The following is a 16,782-nucleotide window of genomic DNA, read 5'->3' as shown; positions in this document are numbered from 1 at the left end:
CTGTTCGAAATGAAGCGTCGTGGCGCCCGCAAGGGGCTCGCCACGCTGTGCATCGGCGGCGGCATGGGTGTCGCCATGTGCTTCGAGGCGCTCTGAAGCAATCATGATGCGCTTATCGCCTGATATGCGTGCACAGACGGTTCAGAGAGGTCATCGCAAGGCCAGTCAGCAGACATATCGAATGACCGGTTTGGGTTGCGTCCACCTGCAAGTGCCGCAAGGATATGCCGTACGTGTCAGCCGACTTTGCCGGAAATTTCGAGCTTTTCGGAGTGGATCGGCATGATCTCCGCCTTATGATATATCTCCCTATGCCAAACTCGGCACAAATCGATCCCGGCCTTGATGGTCAGGAACATCCTGCCCTTCCCGATGCTATCTCCACCGGTGGAACTTCTCTCAGTTCGCCCGGAAAATCTCCAGCGCGACGATGAGTGCAAGCGTGCGGTTCAGCTCATTGATGAGTAGCTTCTCGTGCGAATGAAATCGCGAGCTCGGTGTCGGCACCGAGATCGCGTAGAGGTCTCCCTGAAGGTCGTAGAAGGCCGCGCCAACCGCCGAAATTCCGTCGGTGTGCTGGTCTCGGTCAAACGCAATTCCGGTGGATCGGATCATCTCGATCTCCGATCGATAGGCTCGAAGGGCTACCGCATTTTCCGCGATGGAAGGCTGCTCCTCCTGGAGGCGGGCGAGAATTTGCGTGTCGCTCAGCTTGGCAAGGCAAGCCTTGCCATTGGCCGTGTCGCAGAGCGGAAAGTTCTCCCCGACGAACGAAACGGTCCGCAGTCGATGCGTGCCGGGGATTTGGTCGACGAATACGAGCCGCTTCGATCTGAACACGGCAAGATCGACCGTCTCCTTCGTCCTGCGTGCCAGCTCGACCAGATACGGCCGTAACATTTCGAGGACATCAATCCGCGCGGAATCCGCCAAGGCACCGATCTCCGGGCCAAGGCGAATGCCCCGGTCCGGACTTGCGGCAATCACAAGCCGCTCGGCCTGCAGCGCCCCGACGATACGTTGAACAGTCGAGCGTGGCAGACCGACGCGATCGGCTATCTGCCCCAGACTCAAGCCGTCATTTTCATTCTTCAAGCTCCTGAGGATCGCTGCTGCTCGCGCGATCACCTGGATGCCGGAACGGCCATCATCGTTGCTCTTACCTGCGTCAGTCATAAATCGAACCTCGATCTCTTATGGCCCGTACCTTAGTCAGAACCCAACCTGATCGCCACCCTTCAGACCCAGGATCTGGCGGGCTTCGGCCGGGGTCGCGATCTCATGCCCAAGCTCTTGCAGGATTGCCTTTATCTTGCCAACCTGCTCCGCATTGGAATTTGCGAGCTTTCCGCGTCCGATATAGAGCGAATCTTCAAGCCCGACGCGGACAGAACCGCCAAGCAGGGCTGATTGGGTGGCAAATGGCATCTGGAACCGACCCGCAGCCAGCACTGACCACCGATATTGATCCCCGAAGAGACGGTCTGCAGTTCGTTTCATGAACATGAGGTTGTCCAGCTCGGGGCCGATACCGCCCAGAATGCCGAAGATCATCTGGACGAAGAACGGACCCTTGACGAGCCCACGATCAACGAAGTGAGCAAGATTGTAGAGGTGGCCGACGTCGTAGCACTCGTGCTCGAACTTGGTGCCGTGCTCCTCCCCAAGGATCTTGAGGATACGCTCAATGTCCCTGAAAGTGTTTCTGAAGATGAAATCGTCCGTGCCGCGCAGGTAGGGTTCTTCCCAGTCGTATTTCCAGCTCGAGTACCGATCCGCCAGCGGATAGATGCCGAAGTTCATCGACCCCATGTTCAGCGAGCACATTTCCGGCTTGGCGACCAGCGGAGCCGCCAGGCGATCTTCGACGGTCATGTTCAATCCACCGCCGGTGGTGATGTTGATCACGGCATCGGTCGACTGCTTGATGCGCGGCAGGAACTGCATGAATACGGCCGGATCGGGTGTCGGCCGCCCATCTTCGGGATTGCGCGCGTGCAGGTGAAGGATGGAGGCACCGGCTTCCGCAGCCTCGATGGACTGGCGGGCGATATCTTCCGGAGTGAATGGGAGCGCGTCGGACATCGTGGGCGTGTGAATGCCCCCGGTCACTGCACAGGTGATAATAACTTTCTTGGATAAGTCAGCCATGTCGGCCCCTTTCGATGAGCGGATTGCCGCTCCTGCCATATTGCAGGCACGGGGCGAACGAGGCGCCCCGTGCCCTCGCTTACAAGCCGATAGCAACGCTGCTCGAACCAACGCCGATCATGCCGGCCGTTCCCAGAAGCCCCGCGTCTGCCAGGTTTAAATTCCACTCCTTGATGGTGAGCGGCAAGGCGAGCGCCAACACCATGACGTCCATGGCATCGAATGCGTAACTTGCGAACGAAGCGGCCATGACCTGCCATCGGCTTGGCGCGCCCACCGCGTCGATATGTTCATTGGAGACTTTCAAAGCAAAGACCTCTCGTTCCCTGTCTAAAATCTACTGGAAAATGACGCGGCGGCGGATGGGTACGAGCGATACGCCGGTGCGCTCGCTCAAGGTCCCCCAGATGCCGCGCGGCGCCTTGAGCATGATCACGATGGCAAGCGCGCCCAGGATCATCAGATAGGTGGTTCCCAAATCAGCGAGCGTCTCGCGCAGCAGAAAAAAGACAATAGTGCCAATGATCGGCCCTTCTATCGTATCAATGCCTCCAATGACGGCGATGAAGATCACATAGGCCGTCCAGTCGTTCACGCTGAAGGCCGCATCCGGGGAGATGCGGAGCTTCTGCAGGAAGATGAAGGATCCGACCATGGTGGTGAGGCCAGCGACACTGACATAGACCATCATCTTCGTGCGCCAGGAATTGATGCCCAGGCTCTCGGAGGCAATCTCGCTATCCCGCAACCCCGTCAAAGCCAGTCCGGCCTTCGAGCGTAGCAGGATCACCACAAACAACACGGAGGCGACTGCGAGCCCGAGGCCGGTCCAGTAAATCAGGATTTCACGCCACTCTCTGCTGCTCGCGATCCCCGTAATGACGGAGGTGGGCAGGCTCGATCCCGAGCCGCCGCCGAGCGAAGAAATCTGGGCAAACGATAACCGCAGCACTTCGGCAAACACCCAGCTTCCAATCGCGAAATACGCGCCATGAAGCCGAAACAGCAAGGCTCCGATTGGGACGGCAATGATCGCCCCAAGGACACCGGCCAGCAGGATAGCGGCGAGCGGGTTCAATCCCAAAAAAATCGCCGCGGCAAATAGCATGTATCCGCCGAAACCAACGAAGGCTTGCTGACCGACGGACACGAGACCACAGTAGCCCGCCAGCAGATTCCAAAGGCCGGCCAGAGCCAGGAATGAGAACACCTCGCCAAGCAGTCTTATATTGGCTCGGCCGGTAAGCCACGGCGCTGCGATCAACCCAATGAGAAATAGGCAGGCGACGATCGATGTCGCGCGGCTGGCAGGAGTAAAGTGTTCAATGCGGAAGCTCATGTCTGTCAATCCATCTTCGGGAAAAGGCCGCGTGGGCGGAACGCCAGCACAATGAAAAAGACGATGTGCCCAGCGAGGATTTGCCATCCAGGCGAAACCTGAGCGCCGATGGCCTGAGCCACAGCCAGCACAATGCCGCCGGCGAGCGTTCCCCAAAGATTGCCGAGCCCTCCGATGATGACCGCCTCAAAACCAAAGATCAGTCTTGTCGGGCCTGAGGAAGGATCGAAGTTCGTGCGGATGGCGAGGAATATGCCTGCGATTGCCACAACGCCGAGCGAGAGTGCCATTGCCATTGCAAAGATGTGACGCCGGTCGATCATCATAAGTTGGGCCACCTCACCATCATCGGATGTGGCGCGAAATGCGCGACCAAGCGACGTGTGAAAGAAAATCCGGTCGAGGCCGAAGATCACCAGGATCGAGACGACGAACATCAGCAATGGCAGGACGCCGATTGTGAGCCCCGAAAAGACATCGAAGCTGGCCGTTTCCAAGGCACCCGCTGGCAAGCGCCGACTATCAGCCGTGAACCCCAGCAGGAGCCCGTTCTGCAACAGAATGGAGATCCCAAAGGTCACCAACAGCGGCGGGAGGAGATCCTTCCCGATTGTTGGATTGAGCAGGAACCGCTGAAGCGCATAACCAATGACTGCCATGATCGGAACGACCAACAAAGCTGACGCGAGCGGATGCAAGCCGGTGGCTTGAACCACTACCAGGGCCACATAGGCTGCCAGCACAATGAGATCGCCGTGCGCAATATTGACCAGCCGCATGACTCCGAAGATCAGGGACAAGCCTGCGGCGAAGAGCGCGTATAGTCCGCCCAGCAGGATTCCTTGAATGATGGCGTTGATCCAATCCATGGCGTCAAGTTCCGAAGTAAGCGGCCGTGACTTCGGCTCGGCTGAATTGTGATGGCTGGCCTGCCAGGGAGATCTTGCCCTCTTGCATGCAGACGAAGCGATGAGCGACTGAGAGTGCTCGTGATACGTCTTGTTCGACGAGGATTGCCGACACACCGCTCTCAACGATCTTAGGAAGAACGGCGTAGATGTCCTTGATGACAACCGGCGCAAGACCGAGTGAAATCTCATCGAAGAGGATCACATCCGGGTTCGCCATCAGGGCACGGCCAATCGCGACCATCTGCTGTTGCCCGCCCGATAAAGCCGTTCCGGGGTTTTTCCTGCGTTCGGCCAGGATGGGAAAAAGGGAATAGATGCGTTCAAGCGACCATGCCCCGGATTTGGCGCGTTCGCCGCCGATGATCAAATTCTCTTCAACCGTCAGCGAACGAAACAGGCGTCGCCCCTCCGGAACAAGGGCAATGCCCTCACGGGCGATCCTATCGGGACGTTGGCCGCCTATTTCCCTGCCGTGAAAGCGGACCATGTCGCTCCGGCAGGAAACCAGGCCGGTGATGGCCTTCAGCAGCGTGCTCTTGCCCGCGCCGTTTGCGCCTATCAGAGCAAGGACTTCGCCACGGTTCAGCGTCAGATCGACACCGAAGAGTGCTTGGAAGTCTCCGTAGCCGGCTTTCAATTCATGGGTGGAAAGAAGGACTTCAGGCATGTGCCACCTCGCCCTCTATGCCCATGTAGATCGCGGCAACCTCCGGACTGGCCATTGTGCTGGCAGGGTCGCCATCGGCAATCTTCCGTCCGAAGTCAACGACGGCGATGCGATCGACGACCGCAAGGAGTGCATGGACGACGTGCTCGATCCAGATGATCGAAACACCTTGATTGCGAACATTCTTGATAGCGGCGACGAGTTCAACGCATTCCGGTTCAGTGAGACCGCCAGCTATTTCGTCGAGGAGGAGCAGCTTTGGAGAGCTTGCCAGCGCCCGGGCCATTTCAAGCCGCTTGCGCTCCAGCAAGGTCAACTGGCCCGCGAGCGTATTTGCCTTCCTTGCAAGGCCCGTGAGCTCCAAGATCTCGACGGCCTTCGCAGCACCAGCTTTTTCACTGGCACAGCCGCCGAACGTTGCGCCAACCAGCACGTTTTCGTAGGTCGTCATGCCGACGAAGGGATGCGGTATCTGGAACGAACGGCCAATGCCGCGATGGCAGCGGCTTCGAGCCGGGACGCGCGTCACATCCGAACCGTCAAAGTAAATCGTACCGGTATCCGGTAATGTCGTGCCGGCAATCAGGTTGAACAGCGTCGTCTTGCCTGCACCGTTCGGGCCAATGATCCCGACTGCCTCGCCCGCAGCAACCGACAACGAGACATTGTCGGTCACCTGGAGGGTGCCGTACCGCTTGCTGACCTCATCCAGTTCAATAATGGACATCGTGTTCTCCCGGTTTGGTAGGCCGCACGCCCTGAGCGCGGCCATATGCGGCTCAGAGAAGGTTGAGTTCACCGCCGACCGGGATTTCAGGTGCGGTCTTATTCGTTGTGATCACCAGCTCAGCCTTGCCGTTGACGCGTTGCCATTGACCGGCAACCAGCGGAGTCTTTGTCACGTTCTTGACTGGCCCCTTCGACCAGTCGACCGGACCGACAATCGTCTTCATGTTGGTTTTCCCGATCGCCTCGATGATCGAGGCAGGCTCTCCCAGATCGGCAGCCCGCTTGACGACATCGGCCACCACTTCGAACAACGCGTGCTTGAACCCGATTGGCTGCGTCCATGGACGTTTCGCAGCGTTGACATATCCCTCTGCAAGCTGCTGCGAGCTTTCCCCGGTCAGACTGGACGAGAACGGATGGTTCGGCGACCACCAGATTTCGGAGGAAAGCCCGATGCCTCGGTCTCCCAGCGACGCGACAACGGAAGGGAACAGAAGCGCCTTGCCAATTGTAACGATCCTGGGTTTCAGGCCTTGTTGACCCGCCTGGCTCCAGAAGGTGCCGAAGTCTGGAGGTATCATGTTTCCAGTGACGATCTCGGTACCCGCCGCCTTGAATGCGGAGATTTGCGAGGAGAAGTCATCCGACATGGGTTGATATCTGCCGGGATCGGTCAGCGCGTAGCCTGCTTCCTTCAGCGGCTTGGGAAAGCCGCGCTCCGCGTCGCCCCAAGCGTTCCCGTCGGCATCATTTGGAAAGAGGCCGCCGACCTTCTTCGCGACGTTAGGATTGTCCCATAGAGAAAGGAACGCGCCGATGACGTCTTCCAGACCCCAGAAGAAATGATAGGTCGACTCGAAGCCCTGGTCGGGCTTGCCATTTCTTCCAAAGAAGTATGGCTGCCACGGGCAGTCGGTCGTGATACATGGCGTCCCGTTGGCCTCGGCCTGATCGGAAACCGGGTTGACCGTATCAGGCGTCGAGGCAGCGACGATAATGTCGACCTGATCCTTCAGGATCAGGTCCGCCGCCACCTCGGCGGCACGATTGGGGTTGGACTGACTGTCCTTCGAGATGACCTCAATCGACCACGCCTTGCCGTTGTTCTCGACAGATGAAAGCGATTTCCTGATGCTGTTCAGAATATAGTCGTTCGCTTCGGCAAAACCCGCAAGCGGACCGGTAACCGGGCTTACGTGGCCGACCTTTATTGTAGGGCTTTTTGCATACGCGCGGGTAAAGCGAAGAATGGCGGGCGCCCCGATCAATCCCAGACCGGCCCGCAAGACCGAACGGCGAGTCGAGCCCCTGTTGTCGTTGTTACCATTCGAACTCATTTTGTCCTCCCAGATAAGTTCGATGAATTTAGACCGTCACGTCCCCAGTGACCTGTCGGTAGAGCACTGGCAGCAGCTCACCGAGGTATCCCATCTCCTCGGTGGCATGCTGATGGAGGCGCCTGGCGAGGTCATCGGTAACAAGTTCGTGGCGCAAACCCGCCTTTTCCTCCTCCGAAAAGACGTGATCAGGATCGCGGCTCTCGACGTGCCCCAGAAAGAACCTTGAGCGCATTTCACAGCCAAAATCTGTGTTGCGGACGAAGTGAGTCATGCGTCCAAGATTGACGGGCTGTTCCAGGCTACCGATCCGCGCGCAGACGGCCGTCCCGTCAAAGGCGGCATATCGCTTCTGATCGAAAAATTCGTGCGGATCGCAGAAGTTGATGCGGAGCTTGAACAGCGGGCCGTCATCGCCGCCAAGATATTCATGAACGAGGTGACTGGACCCGACGTAAGTGCCGGACTGGCGATTTTCCCAATCGCTGAACACATGGTCGCGCGGGTGCCAAAGCCTGTACTGGTCGGTGCCGCCAAGCCAGCCGAACCACCAATCCACCATCTTGGCTTTGCACCCCGGCATGCGGGTATAGGCGCAGACGGTTTTGAAACCATCATCGTAGTCGGCAACGCCTGACTCAATCTTCAGGTACCCGGGGTTCAGCAGATCGTTCGCGTTCTCGAAGCGCATTGTCTCTCTCCTCAAGCCAGTGGCTGAAGCGTATCGGCTACCGGGATGGCAGCTGTCGTGGGATTGGCACAAACGACAAGATCGAACTTGCCGTCCTTCTGCCGCCACTGACCGCCAACGATTGGCAGCTTGGCTACGTTCTTGATGGGCGAAGCGCTCCAGTCGACAGTGCCGAGGAGTGTGTCCGCCTTTGTCGATTTGATCGCCTCGACAACCGAGGACGGGTTCGTCGGATCGCTTGCTCGCTTCAAGACATCCACCGCGATATCGACAAGCGCATGTTTCAGCCCAACCGGTTGGGTCCATTGCTTGCCTGTGGCCTTCTGCCACTCGTCGGCAACGACCTGAGAGCTATCGCCTGTCGTTACCGACTTCGAGGGATAACTCGGGTGCCAAGCCACTTCGGTGGATAGACCGTTCCCAGCCGGACCGATGGCGTCCAATGTGGTCGGCAGCAAAAGGGTCTTGCCTATCGTTGCGACCTTCGGATGGAACCCCTGTTGTTTTGCCTGGCTCCAGAACGCGAAGAACTCGGGCGGGATCATGGTCGCTGCGACGATGTCTACACCTTCAGATTTCATCCTGGTGATCTGCGCCGTAAAATCTTCGGCAAGGGGCGTATATCGCCCGGTGTCAACCACCGTATAGCCAGCTTTTATCAACGCAGGAGGGAAACCGAATTTGGCATCGCCCCAGGCATTGCCGTCGGCATCGTTGGCAAATAGCAAGCCGACTTTCTTGTTCGTCTGCATGGTCGCCCACAAGCCCAGATAGGCTGCAATCGCGTCCTCCAGGCCGAATGCGAACAAATAGCTCCAATCGAACCCCTTGTCGGGCGTGCTGTTGCGCCCGAATACGAAGGGCTGCCAAGGGCAAGCCGCCCCAATCATGGGAACACCGTTGGCTTCGGCCTGATCGGCGACGGGGATGACTGTGTCGGGACCGCCTGCCGTTACCAACAATTGCACTTCGTCCTTGAGAGCAAGCTGGCTGGCAAGCTCCGAAGCCCGGCTCGGGTTCGATTGGCTGTCCTTGACTATGATCTCGATCGGCCGCCCATTCGCGCCCGCCTTCATTGCCGCTTGAAAGCGTCCGAGGATGAAACTGTCCGGTTCACCGAAGAATGCCAACGGCCCCGTCTGCGATGTAACAAATCCCACTTTGATTGGCGCGTCGGCGGCGAACGCTCGCCGACTTAGAAGAGCGGGGGCGGCTAATGCCAATGCGCTCGTTGCCAGGAACGTTCTTCTGCTGAACTTCGTCTCCATCCGAACCCCCTCCCAAGGGTCAGCAACCAAGATGCTCGCGGTCAATCGACCGCTTTGAAATCCCGTAGATATTTTGCGACCCGCTCACGAAGCTCGCCCGCCTCTTGTTCAGTCCAAGAACGGAAGCCTTCTCCAGACTTCATTCCCAGCCTCCCGCCCCTCACCAGCTCCTCAAGATATGGCGAGGGACCCGCATCGCGGTTGAGGTGCTGAAGAACGACGTTATGGATGTCGAGGGTCAGGTCCGTGCCGACTAGATCGGCATTTTCCAAGGGACCGAGCACGGCCAGTCGGCGACCAAAGCTCGCCTTTACGACCGTGTCGACAGTTTCAGCGTCGGCTATGCCTTCAGCCACGATCGCAATCGCTTCGCGCCACAACGCATGCTGCAGGCGATTTCCGACAAAGCCCGCCACGTCCTTCTTAACGTGGACAGGGGTCTTGCCCACTGACGACAGCAGCTCGATCATCCGGTTGATCACAGCGATGTCGGTTTGCGCCGCGCCGACCACTTCGACAAGCGGAACGAGAAATGGAGGGTTCCACCAATGCGTCCCGACTACGCGCTCTCCCGTCGCAAGGCCTTCGGCAATATCGGTGATCGGAATAACCGAAGTGTTGGATGCCAGGATTGCATTGCGGGGTGCAAGCCGCACCAGATCGGTGAAGATCGATCGCTTGAGGTCAAGCTTCTCCGGCGCCGCTTCGATGACGACGTCGGCCGTCGAAACAGCCTCCGCTAGATCTGCGGTACCGGTCACACGCCGTTGCGCATCGTCAGGAAGGCCAAGCGTCCGCAAGTTCTTTGCAATCCTCGCCCGAAGAGTGTCGAGGACTTCGTGATGGGCATCGTATACCCGGACTTCGTGCCCGCCCACAGCGAAGACCTGGGCAATGCCATGCCCCATAAGTCCTGCGCCGATCACAGCAATGTTCTGCTTCTGGTTCGACATTGTCAGCCCGCCGTGTAGCCGCCATCGGCGTATAGTGTGTGCCCGGTGTAGAAGTCGGAGGCTCGCGAGGCGAGGAACAGGAGCGGACCTGCCAGGTCATCGGGCTCCCCAAGTCGTCCCTTCGGAACGCGAGCAAGAAACCCCTTTCGTACGTCCTGTGCTCTCTCCGTATCCTCGAACATCCAAGCCGTCAGAGGCGAGCGAAATACGGTTGGCGCGATGGCGTTCACCGTTATGCCCGTCGGCCCCCATTCGCAGCCGAGCGCTCTCGTGATGCCATCGACTGCGGATTTTGAGGCGCAGTAGGCCGAGTAGCCAGCCGGATGTCCCAGCAGCCCGCGAGCAGACGACATGAAGATAATTTTTCCGCCCTCGCCCTGAGCCAGCATCTGTTTCCCGGCAGCGCGTGCCATCAACCAGCTCTGGGTGACATTGGCGTCCATGACATCAAGAAACCGCTCGGGAGCCATTTCCGTGATCTTGGAAACATCGTTTTTGCCGGAGGCAACCACAAGGATATCGACGCGTCCAAAATGCGCGACCGCCTCGTTGACGATTGCCTCGCAATCTTCCTCGCTGCCGGGCCGACGGTTCAGCGAAACCACGGCGGCGCCGGCCTCCTGGCATGCGTCTGCGGTGCGCGCGAGTGCTTGTTTGTTGCCGGCAACGAGCACCAGTTTGGCCCCTGCACTCGCCAGAATCCTGGAAGCCAGCTCGCCGAACGCGCCGGATGCCCCGGTGACTATGGCAACCTTGCCGCTGACATCGAATAGACTGAGGGGCGAACGCATGACTTCTTCGGAGATCATTGGTTTGCTCCCTGCGGGTATGGAATGACCACCAGCATCTTGCAGACGTGGTTGGATCGATTGACAATCTCGCGGACTTCGCCCGGCCAAACCGTGCAGCTGTCCATTGGACGCAGCACGCTTTCCTTCCCATCGACGATCAAGGTCATTTCGCCCTCAAGAACGACGTAGACCTTTTCGAATGGAGTGGAGTCCGGACCGGCGCCTCCGCCGGGGAGAAACTGAGAGAGACCGATCCATTGATTTTTCGGACCGCCTTCTTCGAATCCCTGCAAGCGCAGGCCAAAGCATCCGTGATGATTGGGCGCGTCATAGGGTTTCGCTTCTTCGAAGCGCTTGATGAACATAACTCCTCCCAACGGCGTCACGTGGATGATTTCACTGGATACAGTGGGCGACACCCTGCTCCGGGCGTCGCTCACATCCGCTCATTCGCGGGGCGACTTATTGCCTAAAAGGCCTCGCCCTTTTCGATGCGGTAATTCTGGTCCTTGTCGATCATGGCGACCAATCGGATGATGCAGCCGTCACCACGATCCCAGTTGATTGGGAAGAAGGCGAACGTGCAGCGCTTACCGGTCACCGCGTCGAGATCGCCGCCGACGTTTTCGATGCCGAGAATTCCTGCCTTGAATATCTTCTGGTGAACGGGCTCCCATTCGGGGAAGTCGTCCTTCCAATCACGACCTCCGGACCACTCCCTGTATTCTTCGGCGAGATGCGGAAGCAGAGGGCCGTTGCGCTGCGGTCCGATAGCCGTTGCCAAGGGATGATCGTTGGCCTGGGTGTCATGCCCGACAACCTTGACGCCCTTTTCGATCATCCAGTCTGCAGCAGAAGGCACAAAACCTGGGCAATAGGCGAAATAGTCGCCATCTTCGTATTCCTTGTGCCAACCGGTGTTGATGATCAGCACATCACCTTTGCGAATGGCATGACCGCAGGCTTTTTCAAGATCGTCATAGGTGATCGGCTCCCACTTTTTCTTAGGGATCGACACGACAATCCCAGTTCCGAAGAAGTGCGGCAGCGGCACCTCATCAATGAACGGGGTCCCTTGCACGACGTGTGCCGGCGCATCGATGTGTGTGGTCACATGCATCGTTGTCGTGATGGTTTGCGACAGCACGCCGGATTTGGCCATGTAATGCATGCGCTCGATGCGCACGTCGCGAAAATAGGGCCAGTTGGGGCATTGGTAGCCGAAGCGATGCGAGAGGTTATAAAACTCGATCCCCATCGGGTTGTCGAGATTGTCCTCAAATTCGATCCCGCGGACAGTAATGGACATGCAGAAATCCTCCTCGCCCCGCAGTGCGAGGCGTAGCATTCGTTCCAAATTTTGGCTGGCTCCTCCCAGAGCGCCTGTACCTTTATACGGTACATCTGTATCATTTATTGTCAAGACGCATTTGTGCCGTCTTGAGAACTTTGATCTGGTCGCCAGAAGGTACTCGGTTCGATAGGAAGGATCAGAAATGGCTACAAAGCCCGCCGACAGCGGCACTCGCACACATGGACGCGCACTAGCTTGCCGCGCTTTCTGAAGGGGTTGCGAATACCGCCTTTGCTCTTGATGGGAGCCTGCTCAAGGGCGAACAGCGTTTTTTGAAGCGCGGCCCTTCGCTGCGGATGAATTCCCAAATCGTATTGTGTGAGACGGGAATGTCTCGCACGGCCGGCTCGGCCTTCAGGCCATGGAGCGTCAGGTGCGGGTTCTGATCGAGCCGCTCGGCGATGAAGCTACGATGGCGCTCAAGAATGCGCTTGCGGTAGCCGCCCATCTTGCCGGGACGAACCGATCCGGTCGCACGATGGCGCTGGGACCACGTCACCACCGACGAGGCCGCCACCTCGAAACGGGCTGCCACGGCACGGACACTCTCGCCACTCAACACGGCGGCCACAACACGTTCGCGAAGATCATTCGATATCAGTGCGGTCATCAGATGCTGGCCTCCCTCCAGCCAGCACCAATGAATCAAAACAAATCTGTTTTGGGAATCCAAGCCGATTCAATGAAGGACGGAATTGATCTAAAGGACGCTCACACCTCCTTGTGAGCGAACCACGATCGGCCGCAGGTCCGTTGCGTCTTCGTCAGAGGTCAGTAGACGAGCCGCGTGCGTATCGTTCCCGGAATTCCACGCAGCGCCTGAAGGATCTCGTCCGCATTTGCTGAAATCCCTTCGGCCTCGACCACCACATAGCCCGTGTCGCCATGGGTCTGAAGGAACTCAGCGACGATGTTCAGTCCACGCGACGAGAAGATCTCGTTCAACTGTATGAGCATGCCAGGACGGTTTTCGTGTACATGAATGAAGCGCGTGCCGGTTGGACGTTCCGGTAGTTGAACCTGCGGGAAGTTGACGGCGCCCATTGTCGAGCCGATATCTGAATACTCAACCAGCTTTCTTGAAACTTCCCCGCCGATGCGCTCTTGCGCTTCTTCGGTCGAGCCTCCGATATGCGGCGTCAGAATGACATTGCTCAAACCCTGCAGCGGTGTCTCGAAGCGTTCGTTGTTCGACGCTGGCTCCTTGGGGAACACGTCGACGGCGGCGCCTGCCAGATGTCCTTCCCTCAGGACTTTCGCAAGCGCGTCGAGATCGGCCACCGTGCCGCGGGAGTTGTTGATGAAGATGGCGCCCCTCTTCATCCGCCGCAGTTCGGTTTCGGTGATCATGTTGTGCGTCGACGGGTTTTCGGGAACGTGCATCGTCACATAGTCAGAAATTTCGAGCAACTCACCGAGCGAAGCCATCGATTCCGAATTGCCCCGGCGCAACCGATCGGAAAGATCGAAATAGCGCACCACCATGCCCATGCTTTCGGCGAGCGCGCTGAGCTGTGAACCGATGTTACCGTAGCCGACGATGCCGAGCGTTTTGCCGCGGACTTCGCGACTGCCCACAGCGGACTTTTCCCACCCACCTTGATGCGCGGAAGCCGAGCGCGGAAAGATCTGCCGTGTCAGCATGATGATCTCGCCTATCACCAGTTCCGCAACAGAGCGCGTGTTCGAATAGGGTGCGTTGAACACAGGAATGCCGCGGTGCCGCGCGGCATCCAAATCGACCTGGTTTGTACCCACGGAAAAACAGCCTACGGCGATCAGCTTTTTGGCGGCTTCGAAAACCTCTTCCGTCAGCTGCGTTCGAGAGCGAATGCCAATGATATGCGCGTCGGCGATGTAGCTCTTGAGATCCTTATCATCGAGCGCCTTTGGCAGATGAATAAGATTGGTATAGCCAGACGCCGAAAAGTAGTCCGCTGCGGTTTGGCTGATCCCCTCAAGCAGAAGCACGGAAATTCGGTCGCGTGGGAGAGAAAGCTGACGGGTCATTGATGTTGCTCCGATTTCCCAAAGGTCGATGTGGCGGCAGTCGCCCATGAGTGTCTAAGTGGCCGGACAGGCTTATACCAATACCTCGATAGCGCGAATAGATCTCAACGTGGCACGGTCTCGATGTTTCCGCCCCGCATGGTGGCAAGAAGGAATTGGCTTGCGTCACCGAGGAGCGAGATATCCTAAAAAACGATCAAGGGCTTTGGTCCGCATGTGTGCGGTAGAAACAGGCAGCGCTACGATAGCCGCCTATCTTGCCGGGACGAACCGATCCGGTCGCACGATGGCGCTGGGACCATGTCACCACCGACGAGGCCGCCACCTCGAAGCGGGCTGCCACGGCACGGACACTCTCGCCACTCAACACGGCGGCCACAACACGTTCACGAAGATCATTCGATATCGGTGCGGTCATAGGATGCTGGCCTCCTTCCAGCCAGCACCAATGAATCCGAACTAATCTGCTTTGGGAATCCAAACCGATTCAATGAAGGACGGAATTGCTTGTCTTATGACTTTTGGCGCCACATGGGTGAGAAAGGAACCGCTGGGAGAGGGTCGGATCGGTGGAATTGCGGACCGTTTGACGGGTCGAACTAGAGTCTGATCGCCCTCGTCTTTCCCTTGCGGCCTGAACGGATACCCGGAGTTTGGCTCCGGACGACAAGCACAGGACAAGCGAAAGATGACGAACAATACCATCGGCGTCGACATCTCGAAAGATCATCTCGACGCCCACCGCATGCGCGACGGAGAAAGCCGCCGCTTCGCCAACGACAAGACTGGCCACAAGGCTTTCCTGGGTTGGCTGGGAGAGCCCGGTGCCCGTATCGTCTACGAGCCGACGGGGCCCTATCACCGGGCCCTCGAGCGCAGGCCGGCAGGAGCGAGCTGCGCACTGGTCAAGGTCAATCCGCGTCAGGCCCGGCGCTTTGCGAAAGCCACGGGCAAGCTCACCAAGGCCGACCGGCTGCATGCCACCATGCTGGCGCGCATGGGCGCTCTGCTCGGCATCGAGGCGCGGCCGGCGCGCAGCCCGATCCTCCACGACCTGCACATGGCCCGCGAGGCGCTGGTCAAGAGCCGGACGGCGGCCAGGAACAGTGCAAAGAACCTGACCCTTCCCATCCTCCGGCGCCACAACGCCGAGCAGATCGCTGCGATCGAGGCCGAGATTGCTGCACTCGTCGCAGCCGATCCCGAGCTGGCACACCGCCTCGACATCCTCGTCTCGGTCCCCGGCGTCTCGACCGTCACCGCCTTCGCGCTGATCATCGACATGCCCGAGCTCGGCACGCTCGAAAAGCCGATCGAATACGCCCTGTTCAATCCAGCGATAGTAGCGCCGGGACCGGCATGAGCAGCGCGGGCCGCTGGCGGATTGTAGAAATGGTCCGATTATGTCGCGGACTATGCCGACATGATGCAGCCTGCTTATATCGGGTTCGCGGCCAACGGTTTCGGCGAATTCGCCTTTGGCTGCGTCACTGGGCAGACCTTCGGTGCGGGCGGCGGCAATCACGTTGCCTTCTCCTGGCAAGGCAGCGACGAAATGGACGACGCCAGAGGTGACGACTCGGCCGAAATCCAACCGGACGGCTTCATCAGTGGACAATCTGCTTCCATAACGGCGGCGAAGCTGACTTCATCGCCAGCGAATGGACTTCCTCAACATCCTGCTAGTGGATTCGATGGACGTCAGCCTATGCGCCTCTTCAGCAATTTCCTTGGAGATTTTTGAATATTCGCGCCGCTGTGACGTTCAACTTTGGCATAATTGAATGTGCCTCCGCTACGAAGCGCTCATACGAGCCGTGGCCTCGGTGTTTCTCAAAGAGCGATATATATCCTGGGGTAGAACTCCAACTTGCTAGTGTCTGCTCCGAACATTCGCAATGGAATTGAGTGCCGATTGCGTACGACCCGATGGCCACTGCTTGTATTGCCGTATTCTCGGAGGTTGCAAGAATCGTCGCAAACTCCGGAGCGCGTTTTACTTCAGCCATGTGCCATTGAACAACATTCAGGGTTGCTTCCATCCCCTCAAGTAGCGGGTGCCGCCTACCCTCCACTGTCAGGGCCACATCGTAAACACCGTGTTCGCCCTGTGTGGCGGGCGCAACTTCACCGCCGAGCGCGTCACAAAGCAATTGGTGACCGAGGCAAACACCAATATATGGCCTCACACGGTTGATCACCCACTCGCGGATCGCCTGCTTTTCCATCTCAAGCCACGGATATTCCTGTTGCTGCCATGTATTCTGTGGACCACCCAAGACAAACATAAAGTCAAAGCTGGTCAGGTTTGGCACGTCCTCACCGGCCCAAAGGCGTACAAATTCCGGCATGAGACCAGCTTCCGAAAAGAAATCAAGAAACAGGCCGGGATGATCGTGGTCGACATGCTGCAGCACAAGCGCGCGTTTCAATTCAATGATCTCCACGCGATTGATGAAGGATCTGGCTGAGGAAAAGCTTGGTGCGCTCATGCTGCGGATTGTCGAAGAATTCCTTCGGCGAATTCTGTTCGACGATCTGGCCCTGGTCCATGAAGATGACGCGGTTGGCGACCTGGCGG

19 protein-coding genes and 2 pseudogenes are annotated in these 16,782 nt (G+C 58.2%); 3 read left to right on the top strand and 18 right to left on the bottom strand.

Features of this window, described 5'->3' with window-relative positions; translation table 11 throughout:
• Positions 1-96, top strand: a 96-nt coding sequence (locus ACQZ6J_RS33440) for a hypothetical protein (protein WP_449084717.1), incomplete at its 5' end; no start/stop codon positions are given.
• A gap of 303 nt (positions 97-399) precedes the next feature.
• Here ACQZ6J_RS33440 and ACQZ6J_RS33435 read toward each other — a convergent pair.
• The 17 genes and pseudogenes from ACQZ6J_RS33435 to ACQZ6J_RS33355 form a co-directional block, all read right to left on the bottom strand.
• On the bottom strand, positions 400-1,176 hold the full coding sequence (locus ACQZ6J_RS33435) for an IclR family transcriptional regulator (RefSeq protein WP_449087169.1): 777 nt from the start codon (positions 1,174-1,176) through the stop codon (positions 400-402).
• A 36-nt stretch (positions 1,177-1,212) separates the two neighbouring features.
• Positions 1,213-2,151, bottom strand: coding sequence for a 3-keto-5-aminohexanoate cleavage protein (locus ACQZ6J_RS33430; RefSeq protein WP_449087168.1), 939 nt, complete (start codon positions 2,149-2,151; stop codon positions 1,213-1,215).
• A 79-nt stretch (positions 2,152-2,230) separates the two neighbouring features.
• A complete protein-coding gene (locus ACQZ6J_RS33425; protein WP_449087167.1) occupies positions 2,231-2,458 on the bottom strand; it encodes a hypothetical protein in 228 nt (75 codons plus the stop codon).
• Between the two features lie 30 nt (positions 2,459-2,488).
• Positions 2,489-3,490: a branched-chain amino acid ABC transporter permease gene (locus ACQZ6J_RS33420; protein WP_449087171.1), complete on the bottom strand. Its 1,002-nt coding sequence runs from the start codon at positions 3,488-3,490 to the stop codon at positions 2,489-2,491.
• 5 nt (positions 3,491-3,495) lie between these two features.
• Positions 3,496-4,359, bottom strand: coding sequence for a branched-chain amino acid ABC transporter permease (locus ACQZ6J_RS33415; protein ID WP_449087166.1), 864 nt, complete (start codon positions 4,357-4,359; stop codon positions 3,496-3,498).
• Between the two features lie 4 nt (positions 4,360-4,363).
• Positions 4,364-5,068, bottom strand: a complete 705-nt coding sequence (locus ACQZ6J_RS33410) for an ABC transporter ATP-binding protein (RefSeq protein WP_449087165.1) — start codon at positions 5,066-5,068, stop codon at positions 4,364-4,366.
• Complete coding sequence (locus ACQZ6J_RS33405; protein WP_449087170.1) at positions 5,061-5,795, bottom strand: ABC transporter ATP-binding protein; 735 nt, start codon at positions 5,793-5,795, stop codon at positions 5,061-5,063. Before ACQZ6J_RS33405 ends, ACQZ6J_RS33410 begins: the two co-directional genes overlap by 8 nt.
• A 52-nt stretch (positions 5,796-5,847) precedes the next feature.
• A complete protein-coding gene (locus ACQZ6J_RS33400) occupies positions 5,848-7,134 on the bottom strand; it encodes an ABC transporter substrate-binding protein (RefSeq protein ID WP_449087164.1) in 1,287 nt (428 codons plus the stop codon).
• Positions 7,135-7,162: 28 nt separating this feature from the next.
• Positions 7,163-7,825, bottom strand: a complete 663-nt coding sequence (locus ACQZ6J_RS33395; protein ID WP_449087163.1) for a DAPG hydrolase family protein — start codon at positions 7,823-7,825, stop codon at positions 7,163-7,165.
• Between the two features lie 11 nt (positions 7,826-7,836).
• Positions 7,837-9,093: an ABC transporter substrate-binding protein gene (locus ACQZ6J_RS33390; RefSeq protein WP_449087162.1), complete on the bottom strand. Its 1,257-nt coding sequence runs from the start codon at positions 9,091-9,093 to the stop codon at positions 7,837-7,839.
• 41 nt (positions 9,094-9,134) lie between these two features.
• Complete coding sequence (locus tag ACQZ6J_RS33385) at positions 9,135-10,046, bottom strand: 3-hydroxyacyl-CoA dehydrogenase family protein (protein ID WP_449087161.1); 912 nt, start codon at positions 10,044-10,046, stop codon at positions 9,135-9,137.
• 2 nt (positions 10,047-10,048) lie between these two features.
• A complete protein-coding gene (locus ACQZ6J_RS33380) occupies positions 10,049-10,855 on the bottom strand; it encodes an SDR family NAD(P)-dependent oxidoreductase (protein ID WP_449087160.1) in 807 nt (268 codons plus the stop codon).
• On the bottom strand, positions 10,852-11,202 hold the full coding sequence (locus ACQZ6J_RS33375) for a cupin domain-containing protein (protein WP_449087159.1): 351 nt from the start codon (positions 11,200-11,202) through the stop codon (positions 10,852-10,854). The genes ACQZ6J_RS33380 and ACQZ6J_RS33375 overlap by 4 nt, the downstream gene beginning before the upstream one ends.
• Positions 11,203-11,306: 104 nt before the next feature.
• Positions 11,307-12,146: a cyclase family protein gene (locus ACQZ6J_RS33370; protein ID WP_449087158.1), complete on the bottom strand. Its 840-nt coding sequence runs from the start codon at positions 12,144-12,146 to the stop codon at positions 11,307-11,309.
• A 293-nt stretch (positions 12,147-12,439) separates the two neighbouring features.
• A pseudogene (locus ACQZ6J_RS33365) lies at positions 12,440-12,801 on the bottom strand (IS630 family transposase); the annotation flags it as partial.
• Positions 12,802-12,962: 161 nt separating this feature from the next.
• The gene (gene serA, locus ACQZ6J_RS33360) at positions 12,963-14,201 is read right to left on the bottom strand and encodes a phosphoglycerate dehydrogenase (protein ID WP_163994471.1); all 1,239 of its coding nucleotides are present in this window, start codon (positions 14,199-14,201) and stop codon (positions 12,963-12,965) included.
• Between the two features lie 241 nt (positions 14,202-14,442).
• Positions 14,443-14,619, bottom strand: a pseudogene (locus ACQZ6J_RS33355) (IS630 transposase-related protein); the annotation flags it as partial.
• Positions 14,620-14,889: 270 nt separating this feature from the next.
• On the opposite strand from ACQZ6J_RS33355, the gene ACQZ6J_RS33350 reads away from it, so the two are divergent.
• On the top strand, positions 14,890-15,564 hold the full coding sequence (locus ACQZ6J_RS33350; RefSeq protein WP_449087157.1) for an IS110 family transposase: 675 nt from the start codon (positions 14,890-14,892) through the stop codon (positions 15,562-15,564).
• Positions 15,565-15,624: 60 nt separating this feature from the next.
• A complete protein-coding gene (locus ACQZ6J_RS33345; protein WP_449087156.1) occupies positions 15,625-15,945 on the top strand; it encodes a hypothetical protein in 321 nt (106 codons plus the stop codon).
• Here ACQZ6J_RS33345 and ACQZ6J_RS33340 read toward each other — a convergent pair.
• Positions 15,920-16,633 carry a type 1 glutamine amidotransferase gene (locus ACQZ6J_RS33340; protein WP_449087155.1) on the bottom strand — a complete coding sequence of 238 codons (714 nt, stop codon included), beginning with the start codon at positions 16,631-16,633 and terminating at the stop codon, positions 15,920-15,922. The genes ACQZ6J_RS33345 and ACQZ6J_RS33340 overlap by 26 nt on opposite strands.
• Positions 16,634-16,782: the final 149 nt, after the last annotated feature.

Source organism: Rhizobium sp. A37_96, assembly GCF_053521765.1.
Note: the sequence above shows the minus strand (reverse complement) of the source record. Positions and strands in the feature narration are given on the sequence as shown.

Coding starts and splice junctions, on each gene's coding strand:
- serA (WP_163994471.1), bottom strand. CDS start 14,201: ATGACCCGTCAGCTTTCTCTCCCACGCGACCGAATTTCCGTGCTTCTG.
- ACQZ6J_RS33400 (WP_449087164.1), bottom strand. CDS start 7,134: ATGAGTTCGAATGGTAACAACGACAACAGGGGCTCGACTCGCCGTTCG.
- ACQZ6J_RS33420 (WP_449087171.1), bottom strand. CDS start 3,490: ATGAGCTTCCGCATTGAACACTTTACTCCTGCCAGCCGCGCGACATCG.
- ACQZ6J_RS33375 (WP_449087159.1), bottom strand. CDS start 11,202: ATGTTCATCAAGCGCTTCGAAGAAGCGAAACCCTATGACGCGCCCAAT.
- ACQZ6J_RS33345 (WP_449087156.1), top strand. CDS start 15,625: ATGATGCAGCCTGCTTATATCGGGTTCGCGGCCAACGGTTTCGGCGAA.
- ACQZ6J_RS33380 (WP_449087160.1), bottom strand. CDS start 10,855: ATGATCTCCGAAGAAGTCATGCGTTCGCCCCTCAGTCTATTCGATGTC.
- ACQZ6J_RS33435 (WP_449087169.1), bottom strand. CDS start 1,176: ATGACTGACGCAGGTAAGAGCAACGATGATGGCCGTTCCGGCATCCAG.
- ACQZ6J_RS33395 (WP_449087163.1), bottom strand. CDS start 7,825: ATGCGCTTCGAGAACGCGAACGATCTGCTGAACCCCGGGTACCTGAAG.
- ACQZ6J_RS33430 (WP_449087168.1), bottom strand. CDS start 2,151: ATGGCTGACTTATCCAAGAAAGTTATTATCACCTGTGCAGTGACCGGG.
- ACQZ6J_RS33370 (WP_449087158.1), bottom strand. CDS start 12,146: ATGTCCATTACTGTCCGCGGGATCGAATTTGAGGACAATCTCGACAAC.
- ACQZ6J_RS33405 (WP_449087170.1), bottom strand. CDS start 5,795: ATGTCCATTATTGAACTGGATGAGGTCAGCAAGCGGTACGGCACCCTC.
- ACQZ6J_RS33410 (WP_449087165.1), bottom strand. CDS start 5,068: ATGCCTGAAGTCCTTCTTTCCACCCATGAATTGAAAGCCGGCTACGGA.
- ACQZ6J_RS33390 (WP_449087162.1), bottom strand. CDS start 9,093: ATGGAGACGAAGTTCAGCAGAAGAACGTTCCTGGCAACGAGCGCATTG.
- ACQZ6J_RS33385 (WP_449087161.1), bottom strand. CDS start 10,046: ATGTCGAACCAGAAGCAGAACATTGCTGTGATCGGCGCAGGACTTATG.
- ACQZ6J_RS33350 (WP_449087157.1), top strand. CDS start 14,890: ATGACGAACAATACCATCGGCGTCGACATCTCGAAAGATCATCTCGAC.
- ACQZ6J_RS33415 (WP_449087166.1), bottom strand. CDS start 4,359: ATGGATTGGATCAACGCCATCATTCAAGGAATCCTGCTGGGCGGACTA.